The following is an 18,506-nucleotide window of genomic DNA, read 5'->3' on the forward strand; positions in this document are numbered from 1 at the left end:
ATGTCAACTGAAATCCGTCTGACTCAATATAGCCATGGTGCCGGATGTGGCTGCAAAATTTCCCCCAAAGTATTGGAAACTATCCTGCATAGTGAGCAGGCAAAATTTTTCGATCCTAATTTGCTGGTGGGTAATGAAACCCGTGACGATGCTGCCGTTTATGATATTGGTAATGGTACAGGCATCATTAGCACTACAGACTTCTTTATGCCGATTGTTGATGACCCGTTTGATTTTGGTCGTATTGCTGCGACTAATGCCATCAGCGATATTTACGCGATGGGAGGAAAACCAATAATGGCGATTGCGATTCTCGGCTGGCCAATTGCTAAGTTGTCACCAGAAATCGCTCAAAAAGTCATTGAGGGTGGTCGGGCCGTTTGCAAAGAAGCGGGTATTTCCCTTGCCGGGGGGCACTCTATTGATGCTCCCGAACCTATCTTCGGTCTGGCAGTGACTGGTATCATCGATATTGAGCGAGTGAAACGTAATAATCAGGCAAAAGCAGGGAGCTTTCTGTTCCTGACTAAACCTTTAGGCGTCGGTGTATTAACTACGGCTGAAAAGAAAGGATTGCTTGAATCTGAACATCAAGGTATTGCAAAAGAAATCATGTGCCAATTGAATAAGTCGGGAACGGATTTTGCAAGAATTGATGGTATTACGGCGATGACGGATGTAACAGGTTTTGGCCTGTTAGGACATTTGAGTGAAGTTTGTGCAGGCTCGGGCGTTCAAGCAACGGTCAGATTTTCACAGATTCCAAGATTGCCTGATGTTGATATTTATATTGAAAAAGGTTGCGTACCCGGCGGCACAGGACGCAATTTTGATAGTTATGGGCATTTAATTGGAAAAATGACTGCCCGCCAGCGTCATCTTCTGTGTGATCCACAAACCTCGGGTGGTTTATTACTGGCGATTTTGCCGGAAGCCGTGGAAGAGGCGGAAGCCATTGCGCGGAGCCACAATATCGATTTGGTTGCCATTGGTGAACTGACTGTATCATGTTTAGACAGAGCACTTATTGAAGTTATTGAATAAATTCCATGCGTCTTTTTATTGCAGAAAAACCTAGCCTCGCGAGAGCCATAGCGGATGTTTTACCGAAACCCCATCGACGTGGGGACGGGTTTATCGAATGTGGGAATAACCAGTTTGTTACTTGGTGTGTCGGTCATCTATTGGAGCAGGCTGAGCCAGATGCTTACGATAGCCGCTATGCCCGCTGGGTATTGGCTGATCTACCTATCATTCCTGAAAAATGGCAGTTAAAGCCACGGGCTGCTGTGGCGAAACAACTCAATACGATTAAATCCCTGTTGGAAAAGGCGAGTGAAATTGTCCATGCAGGAGATCCCGATCGTGAAGGGCAATTACTGGTGGATGAGGTACTGGATTTTTTGGATCTGGATGCCGAAAAAAAACAGAATGTTCAGCGTTGTCTGATAAATGACCTGAATCCTCAGGCGGTCATAAAGGCAGTTGAACGCCTGAGGAGTAACCGAGAATTTGTTCCTTTGTGTGTTTCTGCATTGGCCAGAGCCAGAGCTGATTGGCTTTATGGCATCAATATGACCCGTGCCTATACGTTATTGGGACGGAATGCAGGCTATCAGGGCGTATTATCAGTTGGACGTGTTCAGACCCCGATTCTGGGGTTGGTCGTTCGTCGTGATGAAGAAATAGAGCATTTTGTGCCGAAAGATTTCTTTGAAGTCAAAGCGCATATCGTTACACCAAGTGAAGAACGATTTACGGCTGTATGGCAACCAAGTGAGTCTTGCATTGATTTTCAGGATGAAGAAGGGAGAATTATTCACCAGCCACTAGCAGAACACGTCGTAGCACGAATCACTGGACAACCGGCCATTGTCACTGCATATCAGGATAAGCGCGAATCCGAAACAGCACCGCTGCCATTTTCGCTCTCTTCTTTGCAGATTGAAGCGGCTAAGCGTTTTGGCTTGAGTGCTCAGGATGTGCTTGATATTTGTCAACGACTCTATGAAACCCACAAATTGATCACTTATCCACGTTCCGATTGCCGTTATTTGCCGGAAGAGCATTTTGCGGGACGTCATGCGGTTTTGAAGGCTATTTCGGTTCATTCAGCACATTTATTGCCACAAAATGCATTGGATACGGAGAAAAAGAATCGTTGTTGGGATGATAAGAAAGTTGATGCACATCATGCGATTGTCCCTACTGCGCGTAGCAGTCAATCCAATCTGACACAGAATGAAAGCCACATTTATAGCCTGATTGCCAGGCAATATCTGATGCAATTTTTCCCTGATGCAATATTTCGGAAGTGTACGATTGAGCTTGATATTGCAGGTGGAAAATTCATTGCCAAAGCACGCTTTCTGGCAGAAGCGGGTTGGAGAACCTTGCTTGGCAATAAGGAACGTGATGAAGAAAATGAAGGTACTCCATTACCTGTTGTCGCTAAGGGAAATGAGCTGTTGTGTGAGAAAGGGGAAATGGTGGAAAGGCAGACGCAACCACCACGACCTTTTACTGATGCAACATTATTGTCTGCCATGACAGGAATAGCGCGATTTGTGCAGGATAAGGCATTGAAAAAGGTGTTGCGGGCAACTGATGGGCTGGGGACCGAAGCAACCCGAGCAGGAATTATTGAACTGCTATTCAAGAGAGAGTTTTTGTACAAAAAAGGGCGTTATATCCATGCCACACCTGCGGGTCGAGCTTTGATCCATGTATTGCCGGATATGGCTGTATTACCCGATATGACGGCTCATTGGGAATCTCGTTTGACGCAAATCAGCGAAAAGCAATTTCGTTATCAGGATTTTATGTTGCCTCTTCAGGAAATATTGCAACAATTAATCTGGCAGGCAAAACAGTATCGTAATCTAAAAGCGTTTAGAGATTTACCCCCTGTTCCAGCAAAAGTAAAAAAGGGAAAACAGGCAAAATCCAGTAAGAATAAGTCGAAGACAGCTAAAACCGATTAGTTAGATATAACCGAAATGAGAAACACAGCACTGTCATTGACGGTACTGTGTTTCTTGTCTGGTAATTATATTTCAAATGTTGTCCAAACAGGGGCATGATCAGACGGTTTTTCCATGCTGCGGATAGCATAATCGATACCAGAAGAGATACACTTTTTAGCCAATGGCTGACTGGCAAGCAGTAAATCAATGCGTAATCCACGATTATCATCAAAACCTTTTGAGCGATAATCAAACCAAGAAAACTGATCATTGGTTTCAGGATATTGAGTCCGGAAAGTATCGATGAAGCCCCAGTTTTTAAGGCGTGCCATCCATTCTCTCTCTTCAGGTAAGAAGGAACACTTTCCAGTTTTTAACCAGCGTTTTTGATTATTTTCTCCGATCCCAATATCAAGATCGGTTGGGCTGATATTCATATCCCCCATAATCAAAATGTTTGATTCTGGAGAGTGATTATTTTCTAGGTAGGATTGTAGATCCTGATAGAACTTCTCTTTTGCAGGAAATTTAATCGGATGATCACGGCTTTCACCTTGTGGAAAATAACCGTTGATAACAGTTAATAAACCGAGCGGTGTTTCGAAATCAGCCATAATAATACGGCGTTGAGCATCACCATCGTCAGTAGGGAAGCCTTTACGAACATCGATCGGTTTTTCGCGGGTAAGCAGGGCGACACCATAGTGCGATTTTTGACCATGATAGAAGACGTGATAACCCAGCTTGTTTACCTCTTCTAGGGGAAACATTTCATCATGGACTTTTATTTCTTGTAATCCGATAACATCTGGTTGGTGTTGTTCGACAATGGCAGCAAGTTGATGAGGACGTGCTCGCAACCCATTAATATTGAATGAGACAAATTTCATATCGTTATAATCACCTTTAGAATATGCTATATTTTAATGTTAACAGATATAAGTAAAGCTGTAACTATTTATTAAATAATAAATTTCACCTAATTATCTTGATATCTAGCTATTTTACTCTTATATGTAATACTATATTGAGTATAATACGCTAGTTATCCAAAATTTTAAGTGTCGAATCGTTTTTTAAACAATAAAAATCACAAAATAAATAAGTGATAAATTAATGAATATATAACAATTCACTAGTCATAATCTGTTATATTAAATTCCTGATATTATAATTATATGTAAGGATTTTTATCCTTTTAATTTATTTTATGTCATGTATTACAAAAATTAATTAATGAAAAAGTAGAAGAGTTAATCAATCTCTGATAGAAATTTGAACTTGTAGGCCAAGGTTATATTTACTAATGGTTTGCAATCACGGTGGAATATTCATCATGATATAGGTGGATAATATAAGTCCATCTAAACCGCATTATTGCATCAGGGACTGGCATTTTATATAAATGTCATTTGAAAAATATCTATTTTTATTGTACAAAATTATACCTTCACAATATCAAGTTTGATTTAGCGGTTACCTGATGAGAAGGCCATTTCAAGGATATTATTTTAGCCACAAGTTACATAGGAACGGTGAATTATGTTTTTTTCTCGTAAATTAGAAGCATTCATGGCGGTGGTGGAAATGGGTTCTTTAAGCAAGGCGGCAAGAGTGATGAACCGTACGACTCCCCCAGTCGCTAAATCAATTAAAGACTTTGAGGCGACGTTAGGAAAGCGTTTATTTAAAAGGGAGAAGTTTGGGATGATTCTGACCAAAGACGGAGTGGAGTTATATAATGACCTAAAAGAGCTATATTTGAAAGAGAAAGAAATTACAAAGAAACACATTAGCGGGAGTATTTGTAATGTTGTAAATATATACCATGATTGGGGTAAGAAAAAGCATCTGATTTCGCTTTATAAAGCAGCGGACCGAAATAATGCTCAGGTTAATATATTACGCTTCAGTTATGATAACATCGATGAAATAGTTGATTATGAGGGTAATACGATAATTTTAAGTTCAGAAAAAATACTTAGTGACCGATTCAGTCTTGTACGGAAAATTGATGGACCAAATTTGGGGATCTGCTGCCGTAAAGAATTATTGGGTGAAGTGAATGGAGACTTTATTCAATTGCTGAAAAAGAGAACATGGTTATGTGATCCAGTGCTCTATAAAGGCAATTTGATAAAGAGCCTGGAAGAGGAAATGGTAAAAAATGGGGAGAAAGTTAATATCCGACAGATGGATAATATAGAGTGTTGCCTTAATTTCATTCAGTCATCTGATTATATTTTTATTACTGATTCCCACTCCGGAGCATTGGAAGAGGGAGAGAGTTTAGGCTTTATGCCAATCCCACGACCTGATGCCATTAATCAGTGTTATGTCTACAAATCAAAATCTCATTCAAGCGTGTTAAACCGTTTTATCGACTCTGTCAGCGATATGGAGTAACCGGTTGCATAAGCGGAGCAAACTGTCAGGTCTCCCGAGCTCCGCTATTGGTACGTGTTCAAGTGCATTAATTTTGAAACATTAAGTTAGTCGTGAATCAAAAGGAAATTGTTTTCCTTTTGAACATATGGTGATTAGTTTCGACAATTGATGTGAGCAATGGATTGTTATTATATTCGTAATGCATTGAGAGCTTTGAATAGATTTTTGATGGTGGTGAGGAAAAATGACTTGTCATTTTATTCCTCACCTTGGCATAAATAATATACCATTCTTCTTCGATATTTCACTCTGCTCCTTACTCCGACAGCTTCACCCCGCGCGCATTATTATCTAGCTGTGCCCAATTCGAACCTTGGTCGAAGGTTTTCGTTCTTCCCCAAGAGGGGTAGGTTGGTTTGGTTATTTCTTTGAATTTGGAAGAATGCTTTGATGGTGGTGGGGGAAGGATTCGAACCTTCGAAGTCTGTGACGGCAGATTTACAGTCTGCTCCCTTTGGCCGCTCGGGAACCCCACCAAATTTTGAGTTGTACGCTGTCGTTAGCAGCGGATGGCATAATATCAAATAAGCCGCCGCTGTAAAGTAGTTAATTGAAAATAAAGTATCAAGCGATGTTTTTTTGAACTTAACGATCGAGTTACAGCCTATTTAAATGTATTATCAATAGGGTTCTTGCCATAAAATATTTTAACTGTTTATACCAGTGGATTCGAATTGTAGCACGATGGCAAGGTAGCGAGTTCCCAGGATCATAGTTACCTATGCTCCTGGGTGCGCGAGTGAAGCCAACAAAACTGCAACTTAAAAGACGACGGGGATATCAAAGAATAACGGTGCGGTTACCATATACAAAAACTCGCTGGGAAAAGACCCAGTGCAATGCTTGACTCAATACATTCTTTTCAACATCTCGTCCTGCCCGCATCATCTCTTCGGCAGTATATGTATGATCTACATTTATTACGTCCTGAGTGATAATTGGGCCTTCATCCAAATTATCATTTACATAATGTGCAGTAGCACCAATGATCTTCACTCCTCGCTCATAAGCCTGATGATAAGGGCGTGCACCTATGAATGCAGGCAAAAATGAGTGGTGAATGTTGATTATCTGATTTGGATAATGTTGAACAAATGCTGGTGTCAGGACACGCATATATTTGGCGAGTACAACATAATCTGGTTTATACTGTTCAATCTGAGCCATCAATGCTTCATCATGCTGTTCACGAGTTAAACCTTCATGGCTGATGTAATGGAAAGGAATGCCGAATTGTTCAACTAATTGTTGCAGGATCGTATGGTTTCCAATAACAGCTGCAATTTCGACATCTAATCCACCATAGGCACTTTTTACCAAAATATCACCAATACAATGTGCTTCTTTCGTCACCATGAGAACGATACGGCGACGACCCGCCGCATTGAGTTCACGGCTAGAACCTACGGGTAAAGCATCGTCCAAATCGGCCAGAAGTGTTTCATCATTGAAAATACCTTCCAGCTCTGTACGCATAAAAAAACGTCCAGTGCGGTGATCTACAAATTCATTATTTTGAACGATATTTAATTGATGCTTGTAGCAGATGTTTGTGATCTTTGCGATTAATCCTTTGGAGTCAGGACAAATTGTACGCAAGATTTTTTTTTGTATGTTTGCGTTTTGCATGGATTGCGAGATCCTCAAATTTTCTTAACTGTGTGTGAATTGTTATATTTGATATTCAGATACTGATTTAACCACAGCACTTCTTGTATTTTTTGCCTGAACCACACGGGCAAGGGTAATTATGACCTATCTGAGGACGAATACCATCAATATAAAACCAGTGTTGGTCAATGCGCAAAAAACGTGAGCGCTCATGAATCAATTGATTATCTTGCTTTCCCTGTTCAATAAAGCAAGCTGAAAATTCGACATAGGCTTCATTATTATGTTTGCCTTGATTTGTTTCTAAGACACTTAATCCCAGCCATTGTACACCAGCAAAACTTTGTTCTATTTCTGAACGCCAATTTTCGGCCTGACAATCAGGATGCCAGGTTGCGATTAGATAATCTACATCGTGTATGACATAAGCACTATATCTGGAACGCATCAAAGATTCGGCATTTGGAGCAGGATAATGATTTTCGAGATAGGGACCACAACAATGAGCAAAAAGCAAGTCACTGCCGCAGGGACACATTTTTGTCAAAATAACTCCGATTATTTAAGGTGGTTGCTGTTAATATGAGCGATATTGCAAAGATATGTAGAGTATAAAATAGTATAGGCCTGTTGAGGTATCATCGACTGATGATACTCGAATATAGGCAATGGTCGCAATGCTTGGTAAGAGGCCTCTGTTATGGAAAAGGTATTGAGAGGAAAGAAAATATTAGTTGTAGAAGATGAACCAGTTTGTTGCTCCTTATTAGTAAATTATTTGAATTCTTTGGGAGCAGTAACGATGTGTGCATCGAATGGAGAAATAGCATTACAGAAGATAGCGACGGAGATAGAGCCCGAACTTATCTTTTGTGATTTGAATATGCCGTTCATGAATGGCCTTGAGTTTATTAGCCATATGGCGAAGAAAGGGTTGACTATACCCGTTATTATTGTTTCTGCAACAAAGAATATGATGAAAATAGATGACGCGCTGCGCCTGGGAGCTAAAGATATCTTGTTAAAACCGATACTGAATCTTAATGAGATTAAGAAAGTTGCATTGAATTACTTGTATCCTCAATTATTTTCTTCTGAGGCTATAGAACGCAGTAGCTTGGTTCAGGAATTAACAATATTAAAACAAAATACCATCGCTACATGGAGGGTATTAAAACAGCTACAGCCGCCGGTTTCCCAGATTATTGCTAACTGTAGGGTAAATTATCGTTTGTTGAATACTGCGGGTAAAACAGGATTGGTCTTCGATATTGCCGCAATTTCTGAGAAAGAAATGATGTTCTACTGTTTTGATGTCAGTCATTCAAAAGATAGGAGTGCTATTTCCGCACTATTATTGAAAGTCGCCTTTAATAATATCTTGAAAAAAAGATATTTTTATAAAAAAAAGGGCTTACCCGGCATGCAGAATATTATGAATTGGTTGAAACAGGTAGTGAGTAACGGGAAGGAGACTGAACCACTTTCGTTGTTGTTGGGGTATTATGATACACATAATAAGACAATTTTATTGTCATCAGCTGGATTAGATGCACATGTTAAATCCGACGATTATCAGAAACAGCTAGATAACGGGATACCATTTCGAACATTGGAAGTTATTCATGCTGATCATGACAGTAAACGCAGCGCATTTTGGCAATGCAGAATATGGAATAATAGAAATCAAATAAAATTGATGTTTTCTCCATCATTTAATTAATAATTTTATAACATTTATGTATCATTTCACTGCCGTGTTCAACATAAGATCATATAAATATGAGCAAAAAATAGCGCACTTATACCCAATGAATTTCGACTTGCAGTACGATAGCAAGGAAATGAGTCCTTGAGCATAGACAATTATGCGACTGGGGTGAGCGAGCGAAGCGAACAAAGTTGCAATTGGAAAGACGACGAGTATATATCAGGTTGAATTAACTGGTATACTCGTGCGCGTTATTGTTTATGAATACGATTTTCTTCATACATGCGATTTTTTAGAGAGTTAGCGCTATTTAAGCTAACTGTAAAGGATTTTTCAGTGACAACATGGCAGTAGGAGACAATGTAATGTCAGCAATAAACAAAAAGGTAAAAAAAGCTGTTATCCCTGTAGCTGGCTTGGGAACAAGAATGTTACCAGCCACTAAAGCTATCCCTAAAGAAATGCTCCCTTTGGTGGATAAACCGCTTATTCAGTATGTTGTCAATGAATGTATTAAAGCTGGCATTAATGAAATTATTCTGGTCACACATTCATCCAAAAATTCTATAGAAAATCATTTTGATACCAGTTTTGAGCTGGAAGCAATCCTTGAGAAAAGGGTCAAACGTCAGTTATTGGATGAGGTACAGTCTATCTGTCCGAGCCATGTGACGATAATGCAAACTCGGCAAGGAATAGCAAAAGGATTGGGGCATGCGGTCTTATGTGCTAAGCCACTTATTGGTGATGAGCCGTTTGCTGTTATTTTGCCAGATGTCATTTTAGATGAGTATAGTACCGACCTGTCAAAATATAATCTGAGTGAAATGCTATCGCGTTTTGATAGCAATGGAACCAGTCAGATTCTGGTAGAACCTGTTCCTAAAGAAAGTGTCTCGGATTATGGCATTGTAGATTGCTTAGGTGAAGTACTGCAACCCGGTGACAGTAAACCTATTGTCCGTGTTGTTGAGAAACCGAAACCAGAAGAAGCGCCATCCAATCTTTCTATTGTTGGGCGTTATGTATTATCTGAAAAAATTTGGCCATTGCTGGCAAAAACGGCACCAGGGGCAGGTGATGAAATTCAATTAACAGATGCCATTGCCATGCTGATGGAAAAAGAACCAGTAGAGGCTTATCACTTGCAGGGCCGTAGCCATGATTGCGGTAATAAATTGGGCTATATGCAGGCATTTGTAGAATATGGCATGAAACACAAGGAACTGGGTAAATCATTCATGGATTGGATCATGACCTTGCAAAACCAGATTGAAAAATAATCTATTAGTTATTTAAGGTGTGATATGAAAGTTACTGTATTTGGTATTGGCTATGTAGGCTTAGTTCAAGCGACCGTATTTGCGGAAGTTGGGCATGATGTACTTTGTGTTGATATTGATGCAAAAAAGGTAGAAAACCTAAAAAATGGTCAGATCCCTATTTTTGAACCGGGATTGGCGCCTCTGGTAAAGAAAAATCATGTTGAAGGGCGTCTTAATTTTACAACAGATGCCAAAGCCGGTATTGCTCATGGCAAATTACAGTTTATTGCAGTAGGAACACCACCTGATGAAGACGGCTCAGCAGATCTTCAGTATGTCACTGCCGTAGCGCGAACCATAGCAGAAAATATGGATGGCTACAAAGTCGTTGTTGACAAATCAACCGTGCCAGTAGGTACGGCTGATAAAGTTAGGGCAGTGATGCAGGCAACACTGGCACAACGTAATGTTGAGTTTCCGTTCGACGTTGTTTCCAATCCTGAGTTTTTGAAAGAGGGAGCAGCTGTTGCTGATTGCATGCGTCCAGAGCGTATTATTATTGGCTGTGATAATGACGGTGTAGTTGATGTAATGCGCGAGCTGTATGAGCCATTCAATCGTAATCATGATCGTATGATAGTCATGGACATCCGTAGTGCGGAGCTAACTAAATATGCAGCTAACTGTATGTTGGCAACGAAAATCAGTTTTATGAATGAAATTGCTAACCTGGCAGAAATGTTGGGAGCAGATATTGAAAATGTACGTCAGGGAATTGGCTCTGATTCACGAATCGGATATCACTTTATTTACCCCGGGTGTGGATATGGCGGTTCATGTTTCCCGAAAGATGTTCAGGCATTGATTCGTACGGCTGAGCAGATTGGATATATTCCCAAAATTCTTCAGGCAGTCGAACAAGTTAACGAAAAACAAAAAGGTAAATTGCCTACTTTTGTTAAACATCATTTTGGTAATGACTTATCCGGCAAAACATTCGCTATTTGGGGATTATCATTTAAACCCAATACAGATGATATGCGTGAAGCATCAAGCCTTGTATTGATGGAAACATTATGGAAATGTGGTGCTAAAGTGCAGGCATATGATCCAGAAGCGATGCAAGAAGCTCAGCGTATTTATGGGCAGCGTGATGATCTGTCCTTAATGGGGACAAAAGAGTCTGCATTAAAAGGAGCTGATGCTTTAATCATCTGTACAGAGTGGCAAAACTTCAGAGCACCTGATTTTGATGTGATTAAAAATTCATTAAAAACTCCAGTGATTTTTGATGGCCGCAATCTTTATGATCCTGAACGTATGCAATCGCGTGGGTTTACTTATTATGGTATTGGTCGTGGTTCCTCTATCAATCCAGTTATTTGAGTTATGATATGAAATTTTTAGTTACAGGTTCTGCTGGTTTTATTGGTTTTCATGTCAGTCAGCGGTTATTGAATATGGGTCATGAGGTTGTCGGTATCGATAACCTCAATGGTTATTATGATATTAATTTGAAGCAGGCAAGATTAAATTTATTACTTCCTTTTTCAAATTTTAAATTTGAAAAATTAGATCTAGCTGACAGAATTGCTATCCCGGAATTGTTTGCTAAACACCAATTTCAGCGAGTTATCCATTTGGGAGCTCAGCCGGGTGTCCGCTATTCAATACAAAACCCAATGGCATATATTGATGCTAATATCATCGGTCATATCAATATTCTTGAAGGATGTCGCCATAATCATGTAGAACATTTATTATATGCATCTTCCAGTTCAGTATATGGATTAAATAAAAAGCAGCCTTTTTCCACGGATGATTCCGTTGATCATCCTGTCTCTTTATATGCGGCAACGAAAAAAGCTGATGAGTTAATGTCTCACAGTTATTCTCATCTTTATCAGCTTCCTACTACTGGACTGAGATTTTTTACCGTATATGGGCCGTGGGGCCGTCCTGATATGGCTTTATTTAGATTTACCAAAGCTATGTCAGAAGGCAAGTCAATTGATGTTTATAATCATGGCAATATGGTGAGGGATTTCACATATATTGATGACATTGTTGAATCTATAATCAGATTGCAGGATATAATTCCTACTTCCAATAAAGACTGGTCAGTTGAAAATGGACAGATATCTGCCAGCTCTGCGCCATACTGTATTTACAATATAGGTAATGGGCAGCCGACAAAACTGGGTGATTTTATTGAAGCGATTGAAGTTTCACTGGGAATAGAGGCGAAGAAAAACTTTATGGAAATTCAGGACGGTGATGTATTGTCAACGTGTGCGGATTCCAGCGCCCTTTACGATAAGATTGGGTTTCTGCCCAATACTCCGGTAAAAGAAGGCGTGAAACGGTTTATTGATTGGTATTTGGATTTTTATCAGAAGCCAGTACAATAAAAACAAAGAAAAAGGAGCGTGTAGCTCCTTTTTTATAAAAGGATGTTAATAAAAAACTAAGTTGGTGTTAAATTCTTCTTTAGCACGTTGAGAATATGAAGGCATTTTCGCCATTAATATAACTCTCAGTGTCTCTACATCAGCTCGTAATTAACCTAGCTAGTTATATTAATCATAAAACAAAAATACCCTTGATAGGGTACTTTTGTTATTGAGGTTACAAAAAACTGATTAGATCAGAAAATCTTCCAGTTTTTTGCCTTCTTCTTCAATTGCTTTCTTGATTACAGCAGGTGTACGGCCTTGACCAGTCCAGGTTTTAGTTTCACCTTCATCAGTGTATGAATATTTAGCTGGACGTGCAGCACGTTTAGATTTACTAGTAGCTTTACCACTTAAAGCATCCACTAAATCGCTTAATTCAATACCGTCTTTCTCCAGCATTTCGCGGTATTCTTGAAGCTTACGTGTACGCTCTTCTATTTGCGCGCGAGCTTGGCTTTCTTCTTCACGACGTTCTTCAACAACAGTTGTAAGTTTTTCCAGCATTTCTTCTAAAGTGGTAAGTTCACATTCTCTTGCTTGTGCGCGCAAGGTACGGATGTTATTTAAGGATTTTAAATTTTCGCTCATTGTCCTGGTCTCAAATTATAATGATGATAGCTGATGTAGGGATAATAATAGAATGCTATTTTATTTTCTGCAATAGTGAATTTACTTTCTCAGGCTAAAATAGGTCATTTTAAAATGCAATTTTTTTGATAATCGATATATTGCGTTTTAATCCTGCTATTGATTTTGTCATTTCACAATAAGCATTGAGGTTGATTACTGTAAAGTTGAGTAAGGGATAAACTGTGATGTATAAAACTAATTTATGGTCAATTTGTAAGGAATGTTAACTGTTTTTATAGAAATAAGTTGAAGAGCAAGTGCGAGATGAAAGTTTTTTTATGGGTAATCGATTAGTTATGATTATAGAGAGATAAATTGAACAAAAGTAAACCGCTATGATTATTAATATGCAAAGGATGGAAAGGAAATAACTATTTCTTTTGTTGTTGAGTTCGTTCATTTGTCATGCAGTAAGCGCTTTCGGTGTTGATTTTATATGCACAAATGTGATGATTATCATGAAAATAACCTTCTTATATTCGTTCTAATTTGTTTCTGCCACACCACATTAGTCAATAACAGGAAGTAAACTCGGTCAGAGTTTGTGATAAACTTACCGCGATATATCACCTGATTAAATTTGACTAGAGGATGGACGGGCCAATGGCTCAGCTTTATTTTTATTATTCTGCCATGAATGCAGGGAAATCAACTTCTTTATTACAATCTTCCTATAACTATAACGAAAGAGGAATGAGAACGCTGATTTTTACAGCAGAAATTGATACTCGTTTTGGTAAAGGAAAGGTGAGTTCTCGTATTGGCTTATGTGCTGAAGCTTTGTTATTTTCACCAGAAACAGATATTGCTGAGCTTATCAGAAGTGAAAATGAGTCTGAAAAAGTCCATTGTGTTTTGATTGATGAATGTCAATTCTTATCAAAAGAACACGTCGAGCAGCTTTGTGAAATTGTAGATTATGATGATATCCCTGTTCTTTGTTATGGATTAAGAACGGATTTTCAGGGGGAGTTATTTAGTGGAAGTAAATATCTTCTCGCTTGGGCAGATAAATTGGTGGAGTTGAAAACAATCTGTCATTGTGGGAGAAAGGCCAGCCATGTCCTGCGTTTTGGAAGTAATGGTAACGTTGTCTACGATGGTGCCCAGGTTGACATTGGTGGCAATGAAAAATACGTTTCTGTGTGCCGTAGACACTATACTGATGTTATTTGTGACGCCAAGGCAAAAAAGTTTAACGGACTTCAACCTGAAGTAGAGTGAGTATAAAACCATTAGTGCAGGAAAATAAAATAATAAAAAAGGTGTCAGCGGTATTCTGACACCTTTTTTAAGTTACATCAGCAGATCATTTATTATTATTTCTTATTATTCTTTCTATTTGATTGCAATGTCTCCTGTAATATGGCTTGTTCAGTAAATTCACGGCCATAGAAAGAATCTAACAACAATTGTTTCAATTCGGAAATTAACGGATAACGTGGATTGGCGCCGGTACATTGGTCATCAAATGCGTCTTCTGCCAGTTTGTCAATTTTTGCTAAAAAGTCAGCTTCCTGAACACCTGTTTCACGAATTGACGCTGGAATACTTAATTGAGATTTCATTTCTTCTAACCACGCCAGTAGTTTCTCAATCTTATTAGCAGTACGATCTCCTGATTCAGTTAATCCTAAATGGTCAGCTATTTCTGCATAGCGACGTCGTGCCTGAGGGCGGTCGTATTGGCTGAATGCTGTTTGTTTTGTCGGATTGTCATTAGCGTTGTAGCGAATTACGTTACAGATCAACAATGCATTTGCTAAACCATGTGGAATATGGAATTCAGAGCCAAGCTTATGGGCCATGGAATGACACACTCCCAAGAAAGCATTGGCAAAAGCGATACCTGCAATGGTTGCTGCATTATGAACCCGCTCGCGGGCAACAGGATTTTTGGCACCTTCATGGTAACTGGCGGGCAGGAAATCTTTCAGCAACTTCAGAGCTTGCAGCGCTTGTCCATCAGAATATTCATTAGCTAATACGGAAACATAGGCTTCCAGTGCGTGAGTGACTGCATCAAGGCCACCAAAGGCACACAGCGATTTTGGCATCTCCATAACTAAGTTTGCATCGACAATTGCCATATCCGGAGTCAACGCATAATCTGCCAGAGGATATTTCTGTCCGGTGATATCATCGGTAACAACTGCAAAAGGTGTGACTTCCGAACCTGTGCCTGAAGTTGTGCTAATGGCGACCATTCTGGCTTTCACGCCCATTTTGGGGAATTTATAAATGCGTTTGCGAATATCCATAAAACGCAGAGCCAATTCTTCGAAATGTGTTTCTGGATGTTCATACATGACCCACATAATTTTGGCTGCATCCATTGGGGAACCGCCGCCAAAGGCAATAATGACATCTGGCTTGAACAGATGCATTTGTTCAGCACCTTTGCGAACAATATGTAAAGTAGGGTCTGCTTCTACCTCAAAGAAAACTTCGGTTTCTATGCCATACGATTTCAAGACATTGATCACCTGATCGGTATAGCCGTTATTAAATAAGAAGCGGTCAGTAACAATGAATGCGCGTTTTGCTCCGTCAGTAGCGACTTCTTCCAATGCTATGGGGAGAGAACCGCGTCGGAAATAGATTGATTTTGGAAGTTTATGCCACAACATATTTTCGGCTCTTTTTGCGACAGTTTTCGTATTGATCAGATGTTTTGGCCCTACATTTTCGGAAATGGAGTTACCTCCCCAAGAGCCACATCCCAAAGTTAGGGAAGGGGACAATTTAAAGTTATATAAATCCCCGATTCCACCTTGGGAAGCTGGAGTGTTGATCAAAATACGGGCTGTTTTCATTGTATTGCCGAAATATTTAATGCGCCAGGCTTGGTTATCCTGTTCGGTATAAAGACACGAAGTGTGACCAATACCGCCCATTTCAACCAGTTTCTCCGCTTTTTCAACTGCATCTTCAAAATTTCTACTGCGATACATGGCGAGCAATGGTGATAATTTTTCATGGGCAAAAGGCTCGGATTCATCTGCTAAAGTGACTTCACCGATAAGGATCTTAGTATTATCAGGAACACTGATACCGGCCATTTCAGCGATTTTTGTTGCTGGCTGACCAACAATGGCAGCATTCAAGTTACCATTTTTCAAAATAATATCTTGGATGGCTTTCAGTTCTTTTCCTTGAAGGAGATAACCTCCGTGGGTTGAAAAACGCTCACGAACTTGCTCATAAATAACGTCAACGACAATGACTGATTGCTCTGAGGCACAAATCACACCATTATCGAACGTTTTGGACATAAGAATGGATGCTACGGCACGTTTGATATCAGCGGATTCATCGATCACGACAGGAGTATTGCCGGCACCAACACCAATCGCAGGTTTACCTGAACTATAAGCAGCTTTTACCATTCCCGGACCACCTGTGGCTAAAATCAGATTAATATCAGGGTGATGCATTAAGGTATTTGAAAGCTCAACAGAAGGCTCATCGATCCAGCCGATAATATCTTCGGGTGCCCCTGCTTCTATTGCTGCTTTTAAAACGATTTCTGCTGCTTTATTCGTTGCCTTTTTGGCGCGTGGATGAGGAGAGAAAATAATACCATTTCGAGTTTTCAGACTGATGAGAGCCTTAAAAATCGCGGTAGATGTTGGATTTGTTGTCGGAACAATACCACAGATCAGGCCAATAGGCTCTGCAATAGTGATGGTGCCGAAAGTATGATCTTCAGATAAAATCCCGCAAGTTTTATCATCTTTATAAGCGTTATAAATATACTCAGAAGCGAAGTGGTTTTTGATCACTTTATCTTCCACAATTCCCATACCTGATTCAGACACCGCTAATTTTGCCAATGGAATACGAGCATCTGCGGCAGCGAGAGCTGCGGCACGGAAAATGCGGTCAACTTGTTCCTGAGAAAAATTAGCAAATTCATGCTGGGCTTTTTTTACACGAGCAACTAATTCATTGAGTTCTGAAACCTGAGTGACAGCCATAAAAATTACTCCAAATAAAGGTTAAATTTTTTAAGGGAATTAGCGGTGGGATTATTAATTCATTAAATAATGTCATGAAATTTATTGTTGATTGAATTCATTATTCATTACCGTCAATTGCCTTAGAAAATCACTTAATAAAATCATTAATATAGTAATATTTGATTTTCTTGAAATTCTATGTTGAGAACAGCTTACCAGTTATCGCTTTTCTTATAGTGATTTAGATCATAAAAACATTAAGCTGACACCATTCAGCTCGCGGTTTAATCGGAATGGATATTCGTTAATACTTTAAAGTGAATTTAAATATTTATTTAACTAATTTGATACATTTTACCAACTTACTTTGTTATATTACCTATTACAGAATTGGTCTTTTTGGTAAGAATTATCCAATTAATTGATTTAAAGTAACGAAAAAATCCCTATTTACTGTATTTTTTTAGATGTTGTCATAAGTTTTATTTATTTAAGTAGAAAGAGTCTAATCGTGGATGAATCATTGCTGGGGATATCTGGATATATTAAGTTTTTTATGGGATTGTTTGCGTTAGTTAACCCGATTGGGGTCTTGCCTGTTTTCATTAGTATGACTAATTGTCAAACAGCTCAAGGGCGTAATAAAACCAATCTTATCGCAAATTTATCGGTTGCTATTATCTTATGTATTTCATTATCGGTCGTAGATTCCATCCTTATGTATTTGGTATTTCTATCGATTCATTTCGCTTAGCATCTTTATTAGTAAAATTTCTTGGACAAACCGGTATCAATGTAATCACTCGCATAATGGGGTTGTTATTAATGTCGCTGGGCGTTGAATTTATAGTTACAGGAACAGCCCTGTTTACAGGATTGTGGTGATATTGCATAGGTAATATCACCAATGTATTTATCTATAGCGTTAATGTAAAAATATGAAATTTTCTACTTAATAAGATGAGTTAATTAGCTCAAATTCAGCCAATAAATAGCCAATCAAAAAATGGTTGGGTATTAACACCATTTCTGAGTAATTCTTTTAAAAACGATTAATTATGTTTTATTCTTACTTAGTCTACTACTCCCTCAAAATCATACTGTAATTTTTCACACTATTTTCCTTTCCATAATTTTAACAGATTGTTGTCTTGCTTTGGCATTTTGTGATGGAGGTGGATTTTTACTCTGTGGTGATTGCATTTTGTTAAAATAATGTTTATTTTCTTTTTCAATGGCATCTTATGATTTTTATATTGAAAGAGTAAAATAAAATCTATAATTTTCAGTTTGTTGTGTTTATTTCATAGTGAGGTTTATACAAAAATAACAGATTTCTTTTAATTCCTTAATAAATCGATTATGGATATTGTATAACAATTATTATGTGAGCGTTATTTTTTAACATATTAAATACTATGTGTTAATGAAATAAATAAATTATCAGAGTTAACAGA

The 18,506-nt window shown here is 38.8% G+C and carries 13 protein-coding genes, 1 tRNA gene and 1 pseudogene; 9 read left to right on the plus strand and 6 right to left on the minus strand.

Annotation, left to right across the window (positions count from 1 at the left end; translation table 11 throughout):
- Together selD and AC5JQI_RS09365 are read left to right on the plus strand one after the other, a co-directional pair.
- Complete coding sequence (selD, locus tag AC5JQI_RS09360; protein WP_493914536.1) at positions 1-1,044, plus strand: selenide, water dikinase SelD; 1,044 nt, start codon at positions 1-3, stop codon at positions 1,042-1,044.
- 5 nt (positions 1,045-1,049) lie between these two features.
- Positions 1,050-2,984, plus strand: a complete 1,935-nt coding sequence (locus AC5JQI_RS09365; protein WP_493914537.1) for a DNA topoisomerase III — start codon at positions 1,050-1,052, stop codon at positions 2,982-2,984.
- Positions 2,985-3,049: 65 nt separating this feature from the next.
- Here AC5JQI_RS09365 and xthA read toward each other — a convergent pair whose 3' ends face one another.
- Positions 3,050-3,856 carry an exodeoxyribonuclease III gene (gene xthA / locus AC5JQI_RS09370; RefSeq protein ID WP_493914538.1) on the minus strand — a complete coding sequence of 269 codons (807 nt, stop codon included), beginning with the start codon at positions 3,854-3,856 and terminating at the stop codon, positions 3,050-3,052.
- 652 nt (positions 3,857-4,508) lie between these two features.
- Between xthA and AC5JQI_RS09375 the strand changes: the two genes are divergently transcribed.
- Complete coding sequence (locus AC5JQI_RS09375; RefSeq protein WP_092551643.1) at positions 4,509-5,372, plus strand: helix-turn-helix domain-containing protein; 864 nt, start codon at positions 4,509-4,511, stop codon at positions 5,370-5,372.
- A 433-nt stretch (positions 5,373-5,805) separates the two neighbouring features.
- Here AC5JQI_RS09375 and AC5JQI_RS09380 read toward each other — a convergent pair.
- From AC5JQI_RS09380 to AC5JQI_RS09390, 3 genes are all read right to left on the minus strand, one after another.
- Positions 5,806-5,890, minus strand: a tRNA-Tyr gene (locus AC5JQI_RS09380).
- 304 nt (positions 5,891-6,194) lie between these two features.
- Positions 6,195-7,043: a formyltetrahydrofolate deformylase gene (gene purU, locus AC5JQI_RS09385; protein WP_323855474.1), complete on the minus strand. Its 849-nt coding sequence runs from the start codon at positions 7,041-7,043 to the stop codon at positions 6,195-6,197.
- A 67-nt stretch (positions 7,044-7,110) separates the two neighbouring features.
- Positions 7,111-7,572 carry a YchJ family protein gene (locus tag AC5JQI_RS09390; protein WP_493914539.1) on the minus strand — a complete coding sequence of 154 codons (462 nt, stop codon included), beginning with the start codon at positions 7,570-7,572 and terminating at the stop codon, positions 7,111-7,113.
- A 153-nt stretch (positions 7,573-7,725) separates the two neighbouring features.
- On the opposite strand from AC5JQI_RS09390, the gene rssB reads away from it, so the two are divergent.
- From rssB to AC5JQI_RS09410, 4 genes are all read left to right on the plus strand, one after another.
- Entirely contained in the window at positions 7,726-8,748 is a 1,023-nt protein-coding gene (gene rssB, locus AC5JQI_RS09395; RefSeq protein ID WP_493914540.1) for a two-component system response regulator RssB, read from the plus strand.
- 353 nt (positions 8,749-9,101) lie between these two features.
- On the plus strand, positions 9,102-10,019 hold the full coding sequence (galU, locus tag AC5JQI_RS09400) for a UTP--glucose-1-phosphate uridylyltransferase GalU (protein ID WP_493914541.1): 918 nt from the start codon (positions 9,102-9,104) through the stop codon (positions 10,017-10,019).
- 24 nt (positions 10,020-10,043) lie between these two features.
- Positions 10,044-11,387, plus strand: coding sequence for a UDP-glucose dehydrogenase family protein (locus tag AC5JQI_RS09405; RefSeq protein ID WP_323855471.1), 1,344 nt, complete (start codon positions 10,044-10,046; stop codon positions 11,385-11,387).
- Positions 11,388-11,395: 8 nt separating this feature from the next.
- The gene (locus AC5JQI_RS09410) at positions 11,396-12,412 is read left to right on the plus strand and encodes an NAD-dependent epimerase (RefSeq protein WP_237386432.1); all 1,017 of its coding nucleotides are present in this window, start codon (positions 11,396-11,398) and stop codon (positions 12,410-12,412) included.
- A 231-nt stretch (positions 12,413-12,643) separates the two neighbouring features.
- On the opposite strand, the gene hns is transcribed toward AC5JQI_RS09410, so the two are convergent.
- The gene (gene hns / locus AC5JQI_RS09415) at positions 12,644-13,045 is read right to left on the minus strand and encodes a histone-like nucleoid-structuring protein H-NS (RefSeq protein WP_237386431.1); all 402 of its coding nucleotides are present in this window, start codon (positions 13,043-13,045) and stop codon (positions 12,644-12,646) included.
- Between the two features lie 645 nt (positions 13,046-13,690).
- Here hns and AC5JQI_RS09420 point away from each other — a divergent pair.
- Positions 13,691-14,311 carry a thymidine kinase gene (locus AC5JQI_RS09420; protein WP_493914542.1) on the plus strand — a complete coding sequence of 207 codons (621 nt, stop codon included), beginning with the start codon at positions 13,691-13,693 and terminating at the stop codon, positions 14,309-14,311.
- Between the two features lie 95 nt (positions 14,312-14,406).
- Here the strand turns inward: AC5JQI_RS09420 and adhE are convergent, their stop codons facing one another.
- Positions 14,407-17,067: a bifunctional acetaldehyde-CoA/alcohol dehydrogenase gene (gene adhE / locus AC5JQI_RS09425; RefSeq protein ID WP_493914543.1), complete on the minus strand. Its 2,661-nt coding sequence runs from the start codon at positions 17,065-17,067 to the stop codon at positions 14,407-14,409.
- A gap of 493 nt (positions 17,068-17,560) precedes the next feature.
- On the opposite strand from adhE, the pseudogene AC5JQI_RS09430 reads away from it, so the two are divergent.
- Positions 17,561-17,934: pseudogene (locus tag AC5JQI_RS09430) on the plus strand (MarC family protein).
- Positions 17,935-18,506: the final 572 nt, after the last annotated feature.

Source organism: Xenorhabdus sp. XBWT (assembly GCF_059072735.1).